At 71.8% G+C, this 20058-nt stretch carries 20 protein-coding genes; 13 read left to right on the forward strand and 7 right to left on the reverse strand.

Going from position 1 to position 20058, the window contains the following annotated elements:
* Window positions 1-28 precede the first annotated feature (28 nt).
* Window positions 29-235, reverse strand: a complete 207-nt coding sequence (locus AB0B45_RS02070; RefSeq protein WP_358123880.1) for a hypothetical protein — start codon at window positions 233-235, stop codon at window positions 29-31.
* An 80-nt stretch (window positions 236-315) separates the two neighbouring features.
* Here AB0B45_RS02070 and AB0B45_RS02075 point away from each other — a divergent pair, with 80 nt between their 5' ends.
* Together AB0B45_RS02075 and AB0B45_RS02080 are read left to right on the forward strand one after the other, a co-directional pair.
* Window positions 316-948, forward strand: a complete 633-nt coding sequence (locus tag AB0B45_RS02075; protein WP_358123882.1) for an SCO2322 family protein — start codon at window positions 316-318, stop codon at window positions 946-948.
* A 3-nt stretch (window positions 949-951) separates the two neighbouring features.
* Window positions 952-1977 (forward strand): bifunctional adenosylcobinamide kinase/adenosylcobinamide-phosphate guanylyltransferase, encoded by a 1026-nt coding sequence (locus AB0B45_RS02080; RefSeq protein WP_358123884.1) that lies wholly within the window; start codon window positions 952-954, stop codon window positions 1975-1977.
* A gap of 75 nt (window positions 1978-2052) precedes the next feature.
* Here the strand turns inward: AB0B45_RS02080 and AB0B45_RS02085 are convergent, their stop codons facing one another.
* Window positions 2053-2859 (reverse strand): ATP-binding cassette domain-containing protein, encoded by an 807-nt coding sequence (locus AB0B45_RS02085; RefSeq protein WP_358123886.1) that lies wholly within the window; start codon window positions 2857-2859, stop codon window positions 2053-2055.
* A gap of 162 nt (window positions 2860-3021) precedes the next feature.
* On the opposite strand from AB0B45_RS02085, the gene AB0B45_RS02090 reads away from it, so the two are divergent.
* Entirely contained in the window at window positions 3022-3783 is a 762-nt protein-coding gene (locus AB0B45_RS02090; RefSeq protein WP_358123888.1) for an adenosylcobinamide-GDP ribazoletransferase, read from the forward strand.
* On the opposite strand, the gene AB0B45_RS02095 is transcribed toward AB0B45_RS02090, so the two are convergent.
* Genes AB0B45_RS02095 through AB0B45_RS02105 form a run of 3 tightly spaced genes read right to left on the reverse strand, consistent with a single transcriptional unit; the run spans window position 3776 to window position 5972 of the window.
* Window positions 3776-4654 carry a CPBP family intramembrane glutamic endopeptidase gene (locus AB0B45_RS02095; RefSeq protein WP_358123890.1) on the reverse strand — a complete coding sequence of 293 codons (879 nt, stop codon included), beginning with the start codon at window positions 4652-4654 and terminating at the stop codon, window positions 3776-3778. The genes AB0B45_RS02090 and AB0B45_RS02095 overlap by 8 nt on opposite strands.
* A complete protein-coding gene (locus tag AB0B45_RS02100) occupies window positions 4651-5628 on the reverse strand; it encodes a hypothetical protein (protein WP_358123892.1) in 978 nt (325 codons plus the stop codon). Before AB0B45_RS02100 ends, AB0B45_RS02095 begins: the two co-directional genes overlap by 4 nt.
* On the reverse strand, window positions 5625-5972 hold the full coding sequence (locus AB0B45_RS02105; protein ID WP_358123894.1) for a GntR family transcriptional regulator: 348 nt from the start codon (window positions 5970-5972) through the stop codon (window positions 5625-5627). The genes AB0B45_RS02100 and AB0B45_RS02105 overlap by 4 nt, the downstream gene beginning before the upstream one ends.
* Before the next feature lie 96 nt (window positions 5973-6068).
* Between AB0B45_RS02105 and AB0B45_RS02110 the strand changes: the two genes are divergently transcribed.
* From AB0B45_RS02110 to lipA, 8 genes are all read left to right on the forward strand, one after another.
* The gene (locus AB0B45_RS02110) at window positions 6069-7538 is read left to right on the forward strand and encodes a leucyl aminopeptidase (RefSeq protein WP_358123896.1); all 1470 of its coding nucleotides are present in this window, start codon (window positions 6069-6071) and stop codon (window positions 7536-7538) included.
* A gap of 38 nt (window positions 7539-7576) precedes the next feature.
* Window positions 7577-8941: a dihydrolipoyl dehydrogenase gene (gene lpdA, locus AB0B45_RS02115; RefSeq protein WP_358123898.1), complete on the forward strand. Its 1365-nt coding sequence runs from the start codon at window positions 7577-7579 to the stop codon at window positions 8939-8941.
* 21 nt (window positions 8942-8962) lie between these two features.
* Window positions 8963-10450: a 2-oxoglutarate dehydrogenase, E2 component, dihydrolipoamide succinyltransferase gene (gene sucB, locus AB0B45_RS02120; protein WP_358123900.1), complete on the forward strand. Its 1488-nt coding sequence runs from the start codon at window positions 8963-8965 to the stop codon at window positions 10448-10450.
* A 102-nt stretch (window positions 10451-10552) separates the two neighbouring features.
* Window positions 10553-11446, forward strand: a complete 894-nt coding sequence (locus AB0B45_RS02125) for a TIGR01777 family oxidoreductase (RefSeq protein ID WP_358123902.1) — start codon at window positions 10553-10555, stop codon at window positions 11444-11446.
* A gap of 37 nt (window positions 11447-11483) precedes the next feature.
* Window positions 11484-12221, forward strand: coding sequence for a peptidase E (locus AB0B45_RS02130; RefSeq protein ID WP_358123904.1), 738 nt, complete (start codon window positions 11484-11486; stop codon window positions 12219-12221).
* A 107-nt stretch (window positions 12222-12328) separates the two neighbouring features.
* Window positions 12329-13003, forward strand: a complete 675-nt coding sequence (lipB, locus tag AB0B45_RS02135; protein WP_358123906.1) for a lipoyl(octanoyl) transferase LipB — start codon at window positions 12329-12331, stop codon at window positions 13001-13003.
* Window positions 13004-13035: 32 nt separating this feature from the next.
* On the forward strand, window positions 13036-14013 hold the full coding sequence (locus AB0B45_RS02140; RefSeq protein ID WP_358123908.1) for a M48 family metallopeptidase: 978 nt from the start codon (window positions 13036-13038) through the stop codon (window positions 14011-14013).
* 18 nt (window positions 14014-14031) lie between these two features.
* Window positions 14032-14961 carry a lipoyl synthase gene (gene lipA / locus AB0B45_RS02145; protein WP_358123910.1) on the forward strand — a complete coding sequence of 310 codons (930 nt, stop codon included), beginning with the start codon at window positions 14032-14034 and terminating at the stop codon, window positions 14959-14961.
* A 160-nt stretch (window positions 14962-15121) separates the two neighbouring features.
* On the opposite strand, the gene AB0B45_RS02150 is transcribed toward lipA, so the two are convergent.
* Both AB0B45_RS02150 and AB0B45_RS02155 read right to left on the reverse strand, forming a co-directional pair.
* The gene (locus tag AB0B45_RS02150) at window positions 15122-15466 is read right to left on the reverse strand and encodes a hypothetical protein (protein WP_358123912.1); all 345 of its coding nucleotides are present in this window, start codon (window positions 15464-15466) and stop codon (window positions 15122-15124) included.
* A complete protein-coding gene (locus AB0B45_RS02155) occupies window positions 15459-16019 on the reverse strand; it encodes a sigma-70 family RNA polymerase sigma factor (protein ID WP_358123914.1) in 561 nt (186 codons plus the stop codon). The genes AB0B45_RS02150 and AB0B45_RS02155 overlap by 8 nt, the downstream gene beginning before the upstream one ends.
* 236 nt (window positions 16020-16255) lie before the next feature.
* Here AB0B45_RS02155 and AB0B45_RS02160 point away from each other — a divergent pair, with 236 nt between their 5' ends.
* Both AB0B45_RS02160 and AB0B45_RS02165 read left to right on the forward strand, forming a co-directional pair.
* On the forward strand, window positions 16256-18619 hold the full coding sequence (locus tag AB0B45_RS02160; protein ID WP_358123916.1) for a glycoside hydrolase family 3 C-terminal domain-containing protein: 2364 nt from the start codon (window positions 16256-16258) through the stop codon (window positions 18617-18619).
* A gap of 147 nt (window positions 18620-18766) precedes the next feature.
* Window positions 18767-19987, forward strand: a complete 1221-nt coding sequence (locus AB0B45_RS02165) for a lipase (RefSeq protein ID WP_358123918.1) — start codon at window positions 18767-18769, stop codon at window positions 19985-19987.
* The last annotated feature ends 71 nt before the right edge of the window (window positions 19988-20058 follow it).

Consider the following 20058-nt stretch of genomic DNA (forward strand, 5'->3'; position numbering starts at 1 on the left):
CCCCTTGGCTCCCAAGGGGTTTTTTCATTCACTCCGTTCGCAACGCCAAACCCGTATATTCAACCCGGTCCTCGTCGAGCAAAGCCACTTGCTCGACCCCCGATTCCAGCAGGTCACGATAGTTCTCGCCGAGCCACGACTCGGCGTCGGCCTGACTGGGGAAAACCTCACGCGGCAAGGGGCGGTCGGTCACTTCACCACCATTTGCGTTTTCATAACGCCAGCGCCATGTCATGCCATACGCTCCTTTTCCGCGGGATCGCCCGAGCTCATATCGGCACCCGCACCATACCCCTGGAGCATGGAGGTTGATCGATGCTGCGCGCATTCGGGCTCGCCTGCGCGGCGGCCCTGTTCCTTTCCACTCCCGCCCTCGCCGATCCCGCCCCCGGCGCGCCCGACCCGGACGCCCCCCGCCTGTGGAGCTACTGGCACAGCGACGGCACCGCGTGGCTGTCCGGTGAGGCGAACGCCACGGTGCGCGACGGCTCGGTGATCGGCTGGCGCTTCGCCGCCGCTCCCGACGGCTCGGCCGCCGAGTCTCCCAGCGGCGAGATTCCCGCGTTCGACCAGGTCTGCGGCAAGGAGCCCGCCGCTTCCGGTCACCAGCGTGTGGCCCTCGTGGTCGACTTCGGCGATCCCGACACCGACGCCTACCCAGGCGAGCGGCCGCCCGCCCTCCTCACCACGTGCGTGACCGGGGCCGAGGGGTCCACGGGGACGCAGGCGCTCGCCCTGGCCGCCAGGGTGCGTGCGCAGTCCTCTGGAACGGTCCTCGCGGTCAACGACTACCCCGCCCGGGCGAAGGGCGGCGCCGCTCCCGCCCCCGCCTCTCCGGAGGACGGAGGGCCGCCGGTGCTGTGGATCGCGGGCGGCGTGGCCGCGGTCGCGCTCGTGGGCGGCGGGGTGCTGGTGGCGCGCCGGTCCCGCGGGCGTGTCACGCTGTGAGGCGTGCTTGTCAGGTTCATCGGTACGGCGGGGCGCGACGGCTGGCCCTCGCCCGGGTGTTCGTGCGTCTCGTGCGCGGGACTGCCGCAGGGCCGCTGGACGCCTCTGCGCGTGGAGATCGACGGCGTGCTGACGCTGGGGGACCGCGCGGTCCCTCCCGGCTACCAGGTCGAGGGAGCTCTCCTCGTCGCCCCTGACGGCTCCACACTCCTCGACCTGTCCCGCACCCCCTCCCCCGTCCCCCCGGAGTTCCCTCCTCCCGCCGCGGCTCCTCCTGCGTGCGATCTCGTGCTGGTGGATCTGCTCGGCGATCCTTCCGTCCTCGGCGACCTGCGAAGGCGCGGGCTCGTCACCGCCAGGACCCACGTCATCGCCGTCGGCCTCGACCATCGCGTCAGGTCGGAGTCCGAGCTGGCCAGACGGCTCGCGCTGTGGGGGGCGCATGCCGTACCGGACGGGACCGTCGTGGACACCGCGCACGCTCCCCTGCCCGCCCCGGCCGCGCCACGACGGACGCTGCTGCTGGGCGGCTCGCGCTCGGGCAAGTCCGACGAGGCCGAGCTGCGGCTGGCGGCCGAGCCCCACGTCACCTATCTCGCCACGGGACCCTCGGGCCACGGCGACCCCGAGTGGGCCGCGCGGGTGGCCGCCCACCGCGCCAGGCGTCCGGCCCACTGGGCGAGCGAGGAGACCACCAAGCTGGCCGAAACGATCGCGCGGGCCACGACACCGCTGCTGGTCGACGGGCTCGGGACGTGGCTGGCGGCGATGTTCGACGAGGCGGGCGCGTGGGAGGAGCCTTCGCGGCGTGAGGAGGTCGTACGGCGCTGCGACGAGCTCGTCGAGGCCTGGCGCTCGACCGGGCAGCGGATCGTCGCGGTCTCGGACGAGGTGGGGCTCGGCGTCGTCCCTTCCACCTCGAGCGGGCGTGCCTTCCGCGACGCTCTCGGCCGCCTGAACCAGCGGTTGGCGGCCGAGTCGGAGGACGTCACGCTCGTGGTGGCCGGACGCCTGCTCCCCCTCGTCTGAGTGAACGCCTCTCGGTGGGGTCCGGCTCGTCAGCCGACCCCTCCGGACGCACGCGGGGCGGACGGGGCCCGGGTGTCAGGGGCGGGGGTTGCGGGCGGCGCGGGCCGACCAGCGGCCGTCCAGCCGGTCCACGCGGAGCTCGCGGCCGAAGCACTCCGACAGCGCCGCCTCGGTCAGCGTGTCCTCCACCGGGCCCGCCGCCAGGATGCGGGTGTCGCGCATGAGCAGCGCGTGCGTGGTCGTGGCGGGCACCTCCTCCAGGTGGTGCGTGACGGTCACCGTCGTCAGCCCGTCGCGTCCGGCCAGGTCCTCGATCGCGGTGATGAGGTCCTCGCGGGCGGGGAAGTCCAGTCCTGCGAACGGCTCGTCCAGCAGCAGGATCGCCGGGTCGGCCATGAGCGCCCTCGCCACCCTGATCCTGGCCCGCTCCCCCTGCGAGCACACCACGAACAGCCGGTCCGCCAGGTCCTTGCAGCCCATCTCGGCCAGCAGCGCGTGGGCCCTGTCGTGTTCGGCCTGGCCGTACCTGTCCCAGAGCGGCGCGCTCGTGCCCGTGTGCCCGGTGAGGACCACGGTGTGCGCGGTCGCGGCCTCCTCCTCCAGCAGCGCCTCGTCCACCAGGCGCTGGCTCGCCGCGACCAGGCCGATGTCCCTGCGCAGCTCGCGGAGATCCACCCTGCCCATCCGGCGGCCGAGGATGGTGACGGCGCCCTCGCTGGGATGCCGTACGGCGGCGGCCAGCGACAGCAAGGTCGTCTTCCCCGCGCCGTTGGGCCCGAGGATCACCCAGTGCTGGCCGTAGGCGACCTGCCAGTCGATCCCGGCCAGCAGCGTCTTGCCGACCACTCTGACGCTGACACCTTCGAGTTCCACGGCGTGCATCCGGACACCCTAACGACCGCCCTGCCGTGACCGTTCCGCGGGTCCGCCTCGGGGGTGCGCTCGCATCGCCATCCTGCCCGACCGCCGACCGCGGCCGGAGCCGGGGCGGGAGGGAGGGAGGGAGGGAGGGTGGGTGGGTGGGTGAACGTAGGATCGGCCGTCATGACCGGGTGGGCGGACGGGGCGCGGTTCGCGGTGGGGACGTTGAGCGTCTTCCCCGTCAGGGTCGATCGGGTCGACCGCGAGGTGGCGGGGCAGGCGATGGTCCTCGCGCCGCTGGTCGGGCTGGCGCTCGGCGCCGTGAGCTGCCTGCCGCTGGCGCTGCCGGGTTCGGAGCTGCTCGGGGCGGCGCTGGCGCTGGGCCTGCTCGCGTTGCTGACCAGGGGCCTGCACCTGGACGGGCTCGCGGACCTGGCGGACGGGCTGGGGAGCGGCAGGCCCGCCACTCAAGCCCTTGATGTGATGAAAAAGTCGGATATTGGGCCGTTCGGGGTTGTCACGCTGGTCCTCACACTGATCGTGCAGTGCGCGGCGCTGGCCGAGGCGGGCCCCGTCGCGCTGGTCGCGGCCTGCGTGACCGGGCGGCTGGCCCTGACCTGGGCCTGCACCCGGGGAGTGCGGTCCGCGCGGCCCGGCGGGCTCGGCGACATGGTGGCGGGCACCGTACGGCGGGGCACGGCGCTCGTCGCCACCCTGGTCGTGCTGGTCGCGGCCGTGCTCGTGGGAGCGGGAGTGGGTCAGGGAGTGGCCGGGCCCGCGGGAGGGTTCGTCCTCCCGCTGGCCGTGCTCGCCGGGCTGGGGGCGGCGATGGGGCTGCTCGCGCACGCCGTGCGAAGGCTCGGCGGTGTCACGGGCGACGTGCTGGGCGCGCTCGTCGAGACCGCGGCCACCGCCGTGCTCGTCGTGTGCGCGGTGGTCAGCTGACCGGTGTCGGGCTGACCGGCTGCGCCTGCCGAACGGGCGACAGCTTGAACACGACGGCCGCGATGACGGCCAGCACCGCCCACCCGACGAGACCCGTGATGCCCGCGAAGACGGTGTTCGGCGGGTCGGCCGCGTCGCCCATCAGCAGGGCCAGCGAGGCGGCAGGGTTGAGCGCCGCGTGGCCGATCACGGCGGGCCACACGCTGCCGGTGCGCAGGCGCAGCCAGCCGAACAGCATCCCGACCAGCACGCAGAACCCCACGAAGAGCAGGGCGGCCCACGGGCCGACGGCCGGGTAGTTGTAGCCGAGGGCGGTCGCGGGGGCGTGCCAGAGCCCCCAGATCACCCCGGAGAGCACCAGCCCGCCGAGGACTCCGCGCGATTCGACCAGCCGGGGCAGCAGCCAGCCGCGCCAGCCCCACTCCTCCCCCAACATCGGGATGATGTTGAGTATCGGCAGCAGCAGGGTCGAGACGAGCAACTGGACGACCAGGGCGGTGTGCGGGTCGGCCGAGGCCCCGAGCACCGAGGCGAGGATGCTGAGGCGGCCGAGGTCGAGGGAGACCAGGCCGAGCGCCGAGGTCAGGGCGAGCGTGCCGTACACGACCAGGGGAACGGCCGCCCACGTGGCGAACAGCAACCCGATGGTACGGCGCGGGCGCTCGCCGAAGGTGAGGCCCGTCTCCCTGGCCCAGGCGCGGAACGGCGTGCGCCTGGCGAGCCATACGGCGAGCACGCCGAGGGTGGGGGTGAACATCATGAGCGCGATCAGCGGGCCGAACCGCGGGTCGGCCAGCCCTTCACCGAGCCACAGGGGAAGCGCGGCGAGCCACGCCGCGGCGAAGGCGACGAGGAGGAAGAGCGCGATCATGCGCTGACCCTTTCCTCGATGAGGGCGTTGAGCAGGGCCGCGCCGCGCGCGGCGTCGTCGATGCTGATGAGGAGCTGGCCGCCGGAGCGGTAGCGCAGGACCAGGCAGTCGCCACCGCGCAGCATGATCGCCGCGGCTCCGGGGAGGCCGCGGATGCCCCAGCCGCCGACCTGGTTCGGAAAGCGCTGCTCCGACCAGGCACGCTCGATCTTCGACAGCCTGATCCTGCGCACCGGCCAGCCGAGGGGCCCGAAGCCGATGGCCACGCCGTCCTCGGTGATGCGCACGGTGACGGTGGAGGTCAGCAGGCCGCAGGCGAGCACGAGGGCGGCCACGCCGAACAGCGGCCCGCCCGCGCCGGGCATCAGCCCCATGAGCGTGAGAACGCCGAAGACCGCCGTCAGCAGCGCCGCGCCCATGGTGACCGCGATCAGCCCCGCGTTGGAGACGCGGCCGACCCACACCGAGCGCTGGCCAGGACGCAGCCGCAGTCTCGGCGGCGCCTCGCCCTCGGGGGTGGCCTGGTCGGGCGCACCTCTGAGGAGGAGGCCCGCGATGACGCCGGCCGCGGCGGTCGCGGCCAGGACGACCGCGACGTCCCATCCGACGGTCCTGGCCTGGGTCCAGACCGGGACGTCGAGGTTGGCGGAGACGATCGACAGCTCCATGCCGACGACGAAGACGCCCCCGCCGAACAGGGCGCCCCACCAGTAGGCGCGGCTCAGCCGCAGCTCGAAGGCCTTGCCGTGGAGTGCGATGCCCACCACGACCGCCAGGGTCATGACCTCCATCGCGAGGCTGAACAGCAGGTTCTGGGTGAAGGACATGCTGCCGTCGGGGGTGGTGCCACTCCAGTGGGTGGCGAGCGGGTCGGGCAGTCTGTCGCGCAGGAGGAAGGGGATCGCCACGAGGACGGCGGCGACGGTCAGTCCCCATGTCCCGGCGGCGAGCAGCGCGCGGTTCCTGCTGGTCATGGCAGCTCCTTCAGTACGTTGACGAGGTCGTCGCGGCTGTAGCCGTACCTCTTCGCCTCCTCGAGCAGGTCGCGCGCCCGCTGGACGATGAGCGCCCGGCCGGTCGGGACGCCGGCCACGCTCACCCCCCTGCCTCTCCTGAACTCGAGGAGGCCCTCGTCGCGGAGGTCGCGCAGGGCGCGCAACACGGTGTTTGCGTTGATGCCGAGCGCCTCGGCGAGGTCCTTGGCCGGTGGAAGGCGATCGCCCGCCTGGTAGGAGCCCTCGCCTATGGCGCGTCTGATCGCCCCCGCCACCTGCTCGTGCAGGGGCCGGGGATCGTTGAGATCGAGCGTGAGCAACATGGTGCTATCGACACTAGCATCATTTTCCGACACCGTATTGGTAGGATGAACCCCTGTTTATGAATAAGCCGCCAACCGTGGATAGCATCGGTTTACGTGACCACTGTGCGGCTGAACTCAGCAGATCCCGTCTCGTTCGAAACCGACGCGCTGGTCGTCGGTTTCCTGTCAGGTTCCGAGGGCCCGCGCCCCACGGCGAAGGGCCTCGACGCCGCCTTCGACGGCAAGCTGGCCCCCTCGCTGAACGCCGTCGGTTTCACGGGAAAGCCGGGTGAGGTGGCCAAGATCCCGACGTTCGGCGCCATCACCGCGCCGCTGCTGGTGGCCGTCGGCCTCGGTGAGTCCGCCGACTCCGAGGGCCTGCGCCGCGCCGCGGGCGCCGCTGTCCGCTCTCTCGCCGGTACGGCACGCGCCGCGCTCACGCTGCCCGCCGCCTCCGCCGACGAGGCCGAGGCGATCGCGCTGGGCGGCCTGCTGGGCGCCTACAGCTTCGCCAGGTACCGCACCGACGGCGAGCAGAAGCCCCCCGTCGGCGAGCTGGTCGTGCTGACCGCCGCCGAGGGCTCGGCCGAGCGCGTCGCGATCGTGGCCGACTCGGTCGCGCTGGTGCGCGACCTGGTCAACACCCCGCCGATGGACCTGTGGCCTGCGAAGTTCGCCGAGATCGCCGAGCGCGAGGGCGCCAAGGCGGGCCTGACCGTCGAGGTGCTCGACGAGAAGCAGCTCAAGGAGGGCGGCTACGGCGGCATCATCGGCGTCGGCCAGGGCTCGGCCAACCCGCCGCGCCTGGTCCGCCTGTCCTACTCCCACCCAGAGGCGAGCCAGACGCTGGCCTACGTCGGCAAGGGCATCACCTTCGACTCCGGCGGCCTGTCGCTCAAGCCGTCGGCCGCCATGGACTGGATGAAGTCCGACATGGGCGGCGCGGGCGCGGTGTTCGGCGCCCTCGTCGGCATCGCCCGCCTCGGCCTCAAGGTGAACGCCGTCGGCTACCTCTGCCTGGCCGAGAACCTGCCCAGCGGCACGGCCACCCGCCCGTCCGATGTGCTGACCAGCTACAGCGGCAAGACGGTCGAGGTGCTCGACACCGACGCCGAAGGCCGTCTGGTGCTCATGGACGGCATCGCCCGCGCCGCCGAGGACGACCCCGACCTGATCGTCGACGTCGCCACCCTGACCGGCGCGCAGATCGTCGCGCTCGGCTGGCGTACGGCGGGCGTCATGTCCAACGACGACGCCATCCGCGAACTGGTCGTCTCCATCGCCGACGAGGCGGGCGAGGGCGCGTGGGGCATGCCACTGCCCGAGGAGCTCCGCAAGGGCCTCGACTCGCCGATCGCCGACATCGCCAATCTCCAGCCCGAGCGCTGGGGCAGCATGCTGGCTGCGGGCATCTTCCTGAAGGAGTTCGTGCCGGAGGGCAGGCGCTGGGCGCACATCGACATGGCGGGGCCCGCCTTCAACAAGGGCGAGCCGCACGGCTACACGCCGAAGGGCGGTACGGGCGCCATCACCCGCACCCTCATCGGACTGGCCGAGAGGGCCGCAACGGCCCTTAACAAGTGAAAAGATGACGGCATCACCATCCGACAAGGAGCTTTCCTGTGGCCTACGACATCGTCGTCCTAGGTGGCGGTAGCGGCGGCTACGCCTGCGCACTGCGCGCGGCAGAGCTGGGCAAGACGGTCGCGCTGATCGAGAAGGACAAGATCGGCGGCACCTGCCTGCACCGCGGCTGCATTCCCACCAAGGCCCTGCTGCACTCGGCCGAGATCGCCGACGAGACCCGCGAGAGCGAGGCCTTCGGCGTCAAGGCACGTTTCGACGGCATCGACGTGCCCGGCGTCCACGCCTTCAAGGACAAGATCGTCACTCGGGCGTGGAAGGGCGTGCAGGGCCTGCTCAAGTCAGCGGGCGTCACGGTCGTCGAGGGTGAGGGCAGGCTCGTCGGCCCCAACCGCGTCCAGGTCGGCGCGGAGGTCTACGAGGGCGCCAATCTCGTCCTGGCCACGGGCAGCGCGCCGAAGTCGCTGCCCGGCCTGGAGATCGACGGCGAGCGGGTCATCACCAGCGAGCACACGCTGAGGATGGATCGCGTGCCCTCCTCGGTCATCGTGCTCGGCGGCGGCGTCATCGGCGTGGAGCTGGCCAGCGTCTACCGTTCCTTCGGCGCCGAGGTCACCATCGTCGAGGCCCTGCCCCACCTGCTTCCCCTCGAGGAGGAGTCGAGCTCCAAGCTGCTGGAGCGCGCCTTCCGCCGCAGGGGCATCAAGTACGAGCTGGGTGTCTTCTTCGACAGCGTCAAGACCACCGACACCGGCGTGGTCGTCACGCTGGCCAACGGCAAGACCATCGACGCGGAGCTGCTGCTGGTGGCCGTGGGCCGCGGCGCGGTCAGCGATGGCATGGGCTTCGAGGAGCAGGGCGTCGCGATCGAGCGCGGCACCGTGGTCGTCGACGAGCACTGCCGGACCAGCGTGCCGGGCGTCTACGCGATCGGCGACCTGATCCCCACCCTGCAGCTGGCCCACGCCGGCTTCGCCGAGGGCATCATGGTGGCCGAGCACATCGCGGGCCTCAACCCGCCGCCGATCGACTACGACGGCGTGCCGCGCATCACCTACTCCGACCCCGAGGTCGCCTCGGTGGGCATCACCTCCAAGCAGGCGGCCGAGCGGGGCATCGAGATCGTCGAACAGGTCTACGACCTGGCCGGCAACCCCAAGAGCCAGATTCTCGGCACTTCGGGCGCCGTCAAGGTGCTGGCCGAGAAGGACGGCCCCGTCGTGGGCGTCCACATGGTCGGCCGCCGCATCGGCGAGCTCGTCACCGAGGGCCAGCTGATCTACAACTGGGAGGCGCTCCCCACGGAGGTCGCCCAGCTGATCCACGCTCACCCGACCCAGTCCGAAGCCTTGGGCGAGGCCATGCTGGCGCTGGCCGGCAAGCCCCTGCACGTCCACAACTAAGAACTCGAGGAAGACATACCCATGCCGGTCTCCGTACAGATGCCCCAGCTCGGCGAGAGCGTGACCGAGGGCACGGTAACCCGTTGGCTGAAGAAGGAGGGCGAGCGCGTCGAGGCCGACGAGCCGCTCCTCGAAGTGTCGACCGACAAGGTCGACACCGAGATCCCGTCGCCTTCGGCGGGTGTTCTGACCAAGATTGTCGTCGCCGAGGACGAGACCGTCGAGGTCGGCGCCGAGCTTGCGATCATTGACGAGAACGGCACGGCCGGCGCCGCCGCTCCCGCTCCTGAGGCCGCGGCCGCTCCTGAGCCCGAGCCGGAGCCCGAGCCCGAGCCCGCCCCTGTTTCCTCGATCCCGCAGCCCGCGCCCGCCGCCGCGCCCGCCCCTGCTCCCGCCGCCGCACCAGCGCCGGCACAGGCTCCCGCTCAGGCGCCGGCTCCCGCGCAGGCCCAGGCTCCCGCGCCTTCGCCGATCGCGACGGCGCCCGCCGCCGCGCCGAGCCCGCTGCCGTCCTCGGGTGAGAGCCCCTACGTCACGCCGCTGGTGCGCAAGCTCGCCAACGAGCACGGGGTCGACCTCGACTCGCTGACCGGCACCGGCGTCGGTGGCCGCATCCGCAAGCAGGACGTGCTCGAGGCGGCCAAGACGCAGCGCGACCAGGCCGCCCCCGCTCCCGCCGCCCAGGCCCCCGCGCCCGCCCAGGCCGCGCCCGCCGCGGCTCCGGCCGCCGCGGCCCAGGCCGCTCCGGTGACCGCCGCGCCCGAGGCGGTCCAGGTCGACACCACGCTGCGCGGCCGTACCGAGAAGATGTCGCGCCTGCGTCAGACCATCGCCAAGCGCATGGTCGAGTCGCTGCAGACCGCGGCCCAGCTCACCTCGGTCGTCGAGGTCGACGTCACCAAGATCGCCAAGCTGCGCGCGAAGGCCAAGGACGACTTCTTCCGCCGCGAGGGCGTCAAGCTGACCTTCACGCCGTTCTTCGCGATGGCCGCGGTCGAGGCGCTCAAGCAGCACCCGAAGCTCAACGCCACGATCAACAACGAGACCAACGAGGTGACCTACTTCGACGTCGAGAACCTCGGCGTCGCGGTCGACACCGAGCGTGGCCTGCTCGCGGCGGTCGTCAAGAGCGCCGGTGACCTCAACCTGGCCGGTCTGGCCAGGAAGATCACCGACGTGGCCGAGCGCACCCGTGACAACAAGGTGACTCCTGACGAGCTCACCGGCGGCACGTTCACGCTGACCAACACCGGCAGCCGCGGCGCGCTGTTCGACACGCCGATCCTGAACCAGCCGCAGGTCGGCATGCTCGGCACCGGCGCGGTCGTCAAGCGTCCCGTCGTGCTCGACACGCCGGAGGGCGAGGTCATAGCGGTCAGGTCGATGGTGTACCTCGCGCTGACCTACGACCACCGTCTGGTCGACGGTGCCGACGCGGCTCGCTTCCTCACGACGATCAAGCGTCGTCTCGAGGAGGGCCGCTTCGAGGCGCAGCTGGGCCTGGCCTAGTCCCGGCTGCTCTGGCTCGTCGTGCGGGCGCCCGCGGAGACTTCTCCGCGGGCGCCCGCCCGCGTTCGAGGCTCACGGCGGCCTTCCGCGTAGGGTGGGAGGATGGCGATCATCGTGACGGGTGCGTCGGGCCTGCTCGGCCAGGCGCTGGTCGGCGCGCTCACCGAGGAGGGCGAGCAGGTCGTCCGGCTGGTACGGCGCCCGCCCACGAGCGGCGACGAGTCGCTCTGGCAGCCCGACAAGGGCCTCGTCGACCAGGCCGTGCTGGAGGGCGCCGAGGCCGTGGTGCACCTGGCGGGCGCGGGGCTCGGCGAGCATCGATGGAGCGACGCCTACCGGCGGGAGATCGTCGACAGCAGGATGTCCGGCACCAGGACGCTGGTCACGGCGCTGAAGGGGCTGAACAGGCCGCCACAGCTGCTGCTGTCCGCCTCGGGAGCGGGCTTCTACGGCGACACGGGCGATCGGGTGACCGACGAGAGCGGGCCGCGCGGCGAGGGCTTCCTGGCGGAGCTGTGCGAGCGCTGGGAGGCCGAGGCCAGAAAGGCCGAGCAGGCGGGCATCAGGACCGCCCAGCTCAGGACCGCGATCACGCTGTCTGCGCGAGGCGGGGCGCTCAAACAGCTGCTGCCGGTCTTCAGGATGGGGCTCGGCGCGCCGCTGGGCTCGGGCAGGCAGTGGTGGGCGTGGATCTCGCTCGACGACTGGATCCGCGCAGTCCTCCATATCCTGAGAAATCGCGGCATCGAGGGGCCGGTGAACGTGGCCGCGCCCGAGCCCGTCACCAACAAGGAGTTCACCACGGCGCTGGGCAGGGCGATGAAGAAACCGACGATGCCGATCGCCGTTCCGGGGTTCGCGCTACGGGCGGGGCTCGGCGGGCTCGCGGACGAAGGGTTGCTGATCGGACAGCGTGCCGTGCCGTCGAAACTGCTTGACAGCGGTTTCAGGTTCCTGCATCCGACCCTCGACGAGGCGCTGGCAGCCGTACTCTAGTGAGCCATTCGTCCGACTCACCGTGGGGGGTAGCACAATGACCAGGTCAGGGCAGTCCCATATCCTCGCCATCGGCGGCGGATCCTTCAAGGCGACAGAGCGCTACGGCTTCCTGCAGGCCAGCCCGCTGTTGCGCTACGCGCTCGATCTCACAGGACAGGACAGGCCCAAGCTCGGCCTGCTCGCCACCGCGACAGGTGACGACGCCGACTGGCTGCTGAAGATGTACGGCGCCTTCGCCGGGTGGGATGTCGAGGTGAGCCACCTGACGGTGTTCCCGATGCCCAACGTCGAGGACCCGAAGGCGTGGATGCTCGACCAGGACATGATCTACGTCAGCGGTGGCAGCGTGGCCAACTTGGCCGCGTTGTGGCGCCTGCACGGCCTTGACGAGGCCTTCGAGGAGGCGTGGCGGTCCGGTGTGGTGCTGGCGGGGCAGAGCGCGGGCGCGCTGTGCTGGCACGTCGGCGGCAACACCGACTCCTTCGGCCCCCAGTTGCGGGTGTGGGCCGACGGCCTGGCGCTGCTGCCCTACTCCTGCGGCGTCCACTACAACTCCGACCCGCAGCGCAGGCAGCTGCTGCACGACTCGGTGGCCGCGGGCGAGCTGCCCGACGGCTACGCCGCCGACGAGGGTGTCGGCCTGCACTACGTCGGCACCGAGTTCATCCAGGCGGTCACCGTCGACCCCGCGGGCTACGCCTACCGGGTGGAGCACGACGGCGCGGGCGGGGTGAAGGAGTTCAGGATCGAGCCGAGGCTGCTCACCGCGTGACCCGCGGACGGCGGGAGTCCCCCTCACGGGCCCGCGATGATGCGGCCGAGGTGGCCGGGGGAGGTCATTGCGGTCCCGTGGCCGTTTCTTGTGAGTAACCTTTATCTGTGGCGAAGCTGACGATTGTCCGTCTTGGTGTGGACGTGCCCTACGAGCAGGCCTGGGCACTCCAGAGACGGGTCCACGCCGGCAGGGTCGCAGGATCGCTCGGGGACACCGCGCTGCTGCTGGAGCACGCGCCGGTCTACACCGCGGGCAGGCGCACGGCCGCGCACGAGCGGCCCGCCGACGGCACCCCCGTCGTCGACGTCGACAGAGGCGGCCGCATCACCTGGCACGGGCCTGGTCAGCTCGTCGGCTACCCGATCATGCGGGTGGGAGACGTCGGCGCCTACGTCCACGCGCTCGAAGAGGCGATGATCCAGATCTGCGCCGACTTCGGCGTGAGCGTGCACAGGGTCGAGGGACGCAGCGGCGTCTGGGTGCGCGACGAGGGCGGCCCCGAACGCGCCCTGGGCGCGGTCGGCATCAGGATCGTCGGCGGCGTCACGATGCACGGCTTCGCGCTCAACTGCGCCAACGATCCGAGCTGGTTCAACAGGATCGTGCCGTGCGGCATCACCGACGCGGGGGTCACCTCGCTGTCGCAGGAGTCGGGGCGGCGCATCGTGGTCGACGAGGTCATGCCGTACGCGGAGAAGCGCCTGGCCGAGGCGCTGGAGGCCGAGCCCCGGGACATGCACGAGGAGGATCTTCTCCAAGCGGTGGCGAAACTGCGGTGAAATCGGGATGAGCCGCCTCTAGGATCGGCGGCATGCGAAGGAGCGCCGCTCTTGTCCTTTCCCTCGCTGTCCACGCGCTGACCCTCGGTTTCTTCGTGCTCGGAGTGACCGTCGTCGTCAACGGCTCGGCCCTGTTCCTGTCCTGGATGCTCGGCGGCCTGCTGGTGGCGATCGGGGTCCTGCTGCGCCCGCGGCTGGGCCGCCTGCCCGCCGACGCCGAGGTCGTCGACAGGGCCGCCGCCCCCGAGTTGTACGGAATGGCCGCGCGCGTGGCCGACGAGATGGGCGTGGCCAGGCCCGTCCACGTGGCCGTGATGGATCTGGCCACGGCCGCCGCCTATGTTCGGGTCGGCGTGCGCAGGACCCCCGCCCTGGTCGTGGGCCTGCCGCTGTGGCTGACGCTGTCGCCGAGGCAGCGGGTGACGCTGCTGGCGGGCGCCTACGCGAGCGAGGAGACCCTCGACGGGCTGATCGTCGAGGGGGCGCTGTCGACGCTCGGCGAGTGGCGTCACACGCTGCTCGGCGCCGAGCCGTTGACCGCTCGCAGGGAGGCCGACCTCACGATGGCGATGTCACTCGGCGCGTGGAGTCCGAACAGCTCCTACAACGCGGCGGGCCTGCTCGGCCGGATCGTCGGCAGGGTCTTCGGCTGGCCTGTGCTGGTGCTGGAGCACGTGCTGAGGCGGCTGACCCCTTCGGGTGACCCGCGGGCGGCGGCCAGGCGACGGGCGCTCACGCTGCGGGCGGTGACCGAGGACGACGTGGCCGAACTGGACGAGCTGGTCGCCGGCCGCAGTTATCTCGCGCCGATGCAGGCGGCGGTGCTGCGAGGGGAGAGCGTGGAGGAGATCAGGCAGGCGGCGCTGACGAGGTCCAGATTGGCCGACGACGGCGTGCTCACCTCCGCGCCGGGCTCGCGCCTGCTCGGCGGGCCCGAGTCGGCGGTCATCGACACCGAACTGAGCAGGCACTACGCCAGAGCCGTACGCGGGTTCGGTCTCATAAGTTGAGAGACGTAAGCTTTAACGGTGACCGTTGCTCCTGAAGGCCGTAAGCTCCTCCGCCTCGAGGTGCGAAACGCCGAAACCCCTATTGAGCGCAAGCCCCCGTGGATCAAGACCAAGCTCAGGACCGGTCCCGAGTACACCGAGCTGAAATCGCTGGTGCGCCGGGAGGGCCTGCACACGGTCTGTGAAGAGGCGGGCTGTCCCAACATCTACGAGTGCTGGGAGGACCGGGAGGCGACGTTCCTCATCGGCGGCGACCAGTGCACCCGGCGCTGCGACTTCTGCCAGATCGACACGGGCAAGCCCAAGGAGTACGACAAGGACGAGCCGCGCAGGGTCGCCGAGTCCGTCCAGCAGATGGGCCTGAAGTACGCCACGGTGACCGGTGTGGCCCGTGACGACCTGCCCGACGGCGGCGCGTGGCTCTACGCGGAGACCGCCAGGCAGATCCACTCGCTGCTGCCCGGCTGCGGCGTCGAGCTCCTGGTTCCCGACTTCAACGGCAACCAGGAGCAGCTGGAGGAGGTCTTCTCCAGCAAGCCGGAGGTGTTCGCGCACAACATCGAGACGGTGCCGCGGATCTTCAAGCGGATCCGTCCCGCCTTCCGCTACGAGCGCTCGCTCGCCGTGATCACCAAGGGGCGCGAGGCGGGGCTCGTCACCAAGTCCAATCTGATCCTGGGCATGGGCGAGGAGCGGTCCGAGGTGACCCAGGCGATGCGCGACCTCCACGAGGCCGGCTGCGACCTGCTGACGATCACCCAGTACCTCCGCCCGACGCCGCGCCACCACCCCGTCGAACGGTGGGTGAAGCCGGAGGAGTTCGTGGAGCTGCAGGCCGAGGCCGAGGCGATCGGCTTCGCCGGCGTCATGTCGGGGCCCCTGGTGCGCTCGTCGTACCGCGCGGGGCGGCTCTACCAGCAGGCCATCGAGGCCCGCCAGAACGTCTGATCCCCGGAAAGAGAGAAGGCCGCACACCCGTGCGGCCTTCTCTCTTTCCCCCGGGACGATCCGGCCTCCCGCGGACGACCCGGCCTCCAGGGAACGGCCTGGCCTTGCGCGGACGGCCCGGCTTCTCAGGGAGGCCCTGCGCGAGGCCGGCGGCCGGCGATCAGCCGTCCGATCGCGACGATGAGGCGGCCTGCGCGGGCACCGCAGCGCCGGGACGGTTGTCACCGCCCCGCTGCTCCCTGGCATGTCCCGCTACCGTCAGCTCGCAGCGGCCGTCCACGCACGATCGCTGCAGCCGGCCCATCGAGACGGTCTGCGCCAGCCCGATCGCCCAGCAGGTCGGGCACCCGCGCAGAGCGAGCAGTCCGACCGGGGCCAGGAGCAGGCTGCCTGGGCCGACCACCGGGATGAGCGCGACCGAACCGATCAGCGCGCCGAACCCCACCGCTCCTCGTACCAGGTGCCGGGGCAGCGATGTGCTCGCGAAGCTTCCCTTGTCATTCATCGTCGCCTCCAAGGGCGGAGCCGGATGTGCCCCGCAGAGTGTGGTTGACCGCCACGCGGGCGCGGTGCAGCCGCGACTTCATGGCGGCCGTGCTGAGGCCGAGCGCGTCGGCGACCATCCGCCCGCTGTACCCCAGGACGTCTCGCATGATCAGCACGTGTCGCTGGTCGGCGGGCAGGGCGGCGATGGCGGCCGCCACCCGCCCTGCTTCCAGGCGTTGCAGCACCTCGTCCTCGACCGACGGCATGGCGGTCTCCTGGGGCAGCGGGTGGTGCCGCAGCATCAGCCGCGACCTCCGCAGGCACTCGTTGCGGACGATGCGGAACATCCACGACGCCAGCGCGCCTGACGCTCGCAGCATCCCGATCTTCCGGTACAGGATGATCAGCGCTTCCTGCGCGGCGTCCTCGGCGTCCTCGTGCGTGGCGCACAGCGCGTGGGCGAAGCGCCGCACGTGCGGGTGCGAGCCGGACACCACCGCGGCGATCGATTCGACGTCGCCGGCCTGCGCGGCGACGATCAGCCGGTCGGCGGGCCAGGTCGGGTCAGCCACGCGACCGGCCCCTGCGACGCAGCGCGACCACGCACGCGCAGACGAGGACGGCCGCGACGACGACGACGGCACCAATGATCATGACTACCTCCGGATCCTGTCCCGACGGTGTTGTCGGCACGCGCATGAGAGGCGTGGACCTCGTCAAAGGATTCACCAGTGTGCCCGGAGTCACAAAAGTAACGTGATGGTCACAAACCTATCGATCAGTAGGTTTTCTGGTTAACACTGGCTGCGTGGACTTCGACGAACTGATCAACCAGCTGGACCTGCCCACCAAGATCCGCCTGCTCACCGGCGCGGACATGTGGTCGCTGCCCGCCATCCCCGAGATCGGCCTCGACCGGCTCGTCATGAGCGACGGGCCCATCGGCGTGCGCGGCGAGCAGTGGACCTCCGCCGACCCCTCGATCGCGCTGCCGAGCCCGACCGCGCTGGCCGCGACGTGGGACGTCGAGCTGGTCCGCCAGGTGGGCCGCCTGCTCGCCCAGGAGGCCAGGCGCAAGGGCGTGCACGTGCTGCTGGCGCCCACCATCAACCTGCACCGCTCCCCGCTCGGCGGCCGGCACTTCGAGTGCTTCTCCGAGGACCCCTACCTCACGGGCGAGCTGGGCGCCGCCTACGTCGAGGGCGTCCAGGAGGGCGGCGTCGGGACCACGCCGAAGCACTTCGTGGCCAACGACTTCGAGACCGACCGCTTCACCGTCGACGTCAAGGTCACCGACAGGGTGCTCAGGGAGGCGTACCTGGCGCCCTTCGAGCGGGTGGTCCAGGCGGGCGCGTGGGGCATGATGACGGCCTACAACTCGGTCAACGGGACCACCATGACCGAGCACTCCGCCCTGGTGAACGGCGTCCTCAAGGGCGAGTGGGGCTTCGACGGCTTCGTCGTGTCCGACTGGACGGCCGTGCGCTCCACCGAGGCGGCGGCGGTCGGCGGGACCGACGTGGCCATGCCGGGGCCGTTCGGACCGTGGGGCGCCAAGCTGGAGGAGGCGGTGCGCGAGGGCCGGGTGCCCGAGTCCGCCGTCGACGACAAGGTGCGCCGCATCCTGCGCCTGGCCTCCCGCGTGGGCGCGCTCCACTCCGGCGAGGCGGCCCCCGCGCGGGCGGAGGCGATCGACGGAGCGGCGCTCGCCCACGAGGTCGCGGCGCGCTCGTTCACGCTGCTGAGGAACGAGGGCGATCTGCTCCCCCTCGCCGGCGCGCCGACGCTGGCGCTCATCGGCTCGGCCGCCGACGAGGCGCGGATCATGGGCGGCGGCAGCGCGCAGGTCTTCCCCGAACGCACGGTCTCCCCGCTGGAGGGGCTCGGCGCCCGTGGCGAGGTCAGGTACGCGCTCGGCACCGACCCCCGGGTGCGTCTGGCGCCGCTGGCCGTACCGACGACGGCGCGGTTCCTGGACGCCGAGGGCGAACTTCTGGCCGAGCACCCGCTGGCCACGACGGAGGCCAGGTGGGTCGGCCAGCTGCCGCCCGACGTCGACGGCGACCGGCTCAGCGCGGTACGGCTGAGCGCCGCCTACACCCCCGACGTCACGGGCGCGCACGAGCTGTCGGTGGCGGGCGTGGGGCCCTTCACGCTGCGCGTGGACGGCACGACGGTGTTCGACGAGGCGATCGAGCTGGAGGGCGACGACCCCGCGGCGGCGTTCCTGTCGCCGCCGGAGAAGCGCGTCGTGGTCGAGCTGGTCGCGGGCAGGGCGTACGAGCTGGAGGTGACGCATCCCGCCGGGGCCTTCAGCGGCATGGCGTTCGTCGCCTACACCCTCGGTCACGCCAACCCCTCCCCCGGCGAGGACGCGCTCATCGCCGAGGCCGTGGAGGTGGCGCGCTCGTGCGAGGTGGCCGTGGTGGTGGCGTCCACGACGCTGGAGGTCGAGAGCGAGGGCTTCGACCGCAAGGACCTGCGCCTGCCCGGCCGCCAGGACGAGCTCATCGCCGCCGTCGCCGCCGCCAACCCCCGCACGATCGTCGTGGTGAACGCCGGCTCGCCCGTCGAGATGCCGTGGGCGTCCGACGTGGCGGCGGTGCTGCTGACCTGGTTCCCCGGCCAGGAGGCGGGCCTGGCCCTGGCCGACGTCCTGTACGGCGACGCCGAGCCGGGCGGCCGGCTGCCCACCACCTGGCCCGCGAGGCTCGACGACAGCCCCGTCGTCGACGTCACGCCGGTCGACGGCGAGGTCCCCTACGAGGAGGGCGTCTTCATCGGCTACCGCGCGTGGGAGAAGCGGGGACGCGTCCCCGCCTTCTGGTTCGGCCACGGCCTCGGCTACACGACCTGGTCCTACGACTCGATCGCCGCCGAGGGCTCGACGGTGACGGTCGCGGTCACCAACACGGGCGCGCGCCGAGGGCGTGAGGTCGTGCAGGTGTACCTCTCGGCGGTGGCGCGGGACGACCGGCCTGCCAGCTGGCTGGCCGGGTTCGACGTGGTGGAGGCGGCGCCGGGCGAGACCGTGCTGACCACGCTGTTCCTGCCCGAGCGGGCCTTCCAGGTGTGGACGGAGGACGGCTGGAGCACCGTGCACGGCGAGTACACGATCCAGGCCGGCCGCAGCGTCGCCGACCTGAGGGCCGTCGCGACCGTCAAAGTCTGACGCGGCCGTAGTCCTCGGACGGACGGCGGCTCCTCGGGTCAGCCCGCGGTATCACGACCGGTTCCTCCAACGGAAGGAAGGGCGGGCGGAAGATCGCTGAAAGGCTCCTCGCAGAGGACGTCGAGTGCCTGTTGGAGGAGATGACCGATGCCGGTTTCCACGCGAGTCCCCCTGACTGGACGGGCGGTCGCGGGCTTGGCCGCCGCGCTGATGACGCTGGCCGCCACGCCCGCGGCGGCCGCCGAGCCGCCGAGCGCGCCCGTAGAGGTACGGCTCCAAGCGCCGACAGGGAGGCAGCCGATCGGCACGGCCGCCCTGCGCCTGGTGGACAGGTCGCGCCCTGACCCGTGGGTGGCGGCCCGGCCGTACAGGGAGCTCATGGTGAGCCTCTGGTACCCGGCCTCCGCCGCGGCCGACCTGCCCCTGGCGCCGCAGATGACCCCGCGGGCCGCGGCCGACTTCGACAAGACGCTCGCGCCCGCCGTCTTCGGCATCAGGCCGGGACAGGCGGACTGGGCCGCGACGAGGACGCACGCCAGGGCGGGCGCGCCCGTCGACCGGCGGGCGCGAAGGCTTCCTGTCGTCCTGTTCTCCGCCGGGTTCGGCGCGCCGCGCACGATAGGGGCCACGCTGGTCGAGGAGCTGGCCGCCAGGGGCTACCTCGTCGTCGGCGTCGACCACACCTACGAGGCGGCGCAGGTCGAGTTCCCCGGCGGCAGGGTCGAGCGGGCCAGGATTCCCGCGCGGCCGACGCCGGCCGACATGACGAAGGCGCAGGACGTCAGGGTGGCGGACATGACGTTCGTGCTCGACCGGCTGGAGCGGCTCGGCCGGAGGGCCGGGCTCGACACCGAGGGTGCGTCGCTTCCCGCGGGCCTGCGCGGGAGCATAGACCTGTCCCGCGTCGGCGTCTTCGGCCACTCCATGGGCGGGGCGACGGCCGCGCAGATCACGCGCGGCGACAGGCGCGTCGACGTGGGCGTCAACCTCGACGGCGGCTTCCGCGGCTCGGTGGCCGAGACCGGCGTCGCCAAGCCGTTCCTCCAGATGGCCGCGGAGGATCACACGAGGGAGAGCGACCCGTCATGGAAGTCGTTCTGGGCGGCGTCCAGCGGATGGAAGCGGGAGCTGCGGTTCACCGGAGCCGCCCACTACAGCTTCACCGACGCCGAGGTGCTGGCCCCGCAGCTCGCGCGTGAGCTGGGCGTGCCGACCCGCGACCTCATCGGGACGATCGACCCCGAGCGGGCCGTCGCGGCGCAGCGCGCCTTCGTGACCGCCTTCTTCGACCTGCACCTGAAAGGCAGGCCGACCCCGCTGTTCGAGGGGCAGAGCAGGCGCTTCCCCGAGGTGAAGCCGATCCCCTAGAACCCGGCCCCGTCGGAAACGCGGCGAAACGTCGGGTCACGTTTTCATCTCCGGCGGGGGGTGTTTGTATC

This window comes from Nonomuraea sp. NPDC049152, from assembly GCF_040648355.1.
Taxonomy (GTDB): domain Bacteria; phylum Actinomycetota; class Actinomycetes; order Streptosporangiales; family Streptosporangiaceae; genus Nonomuraea.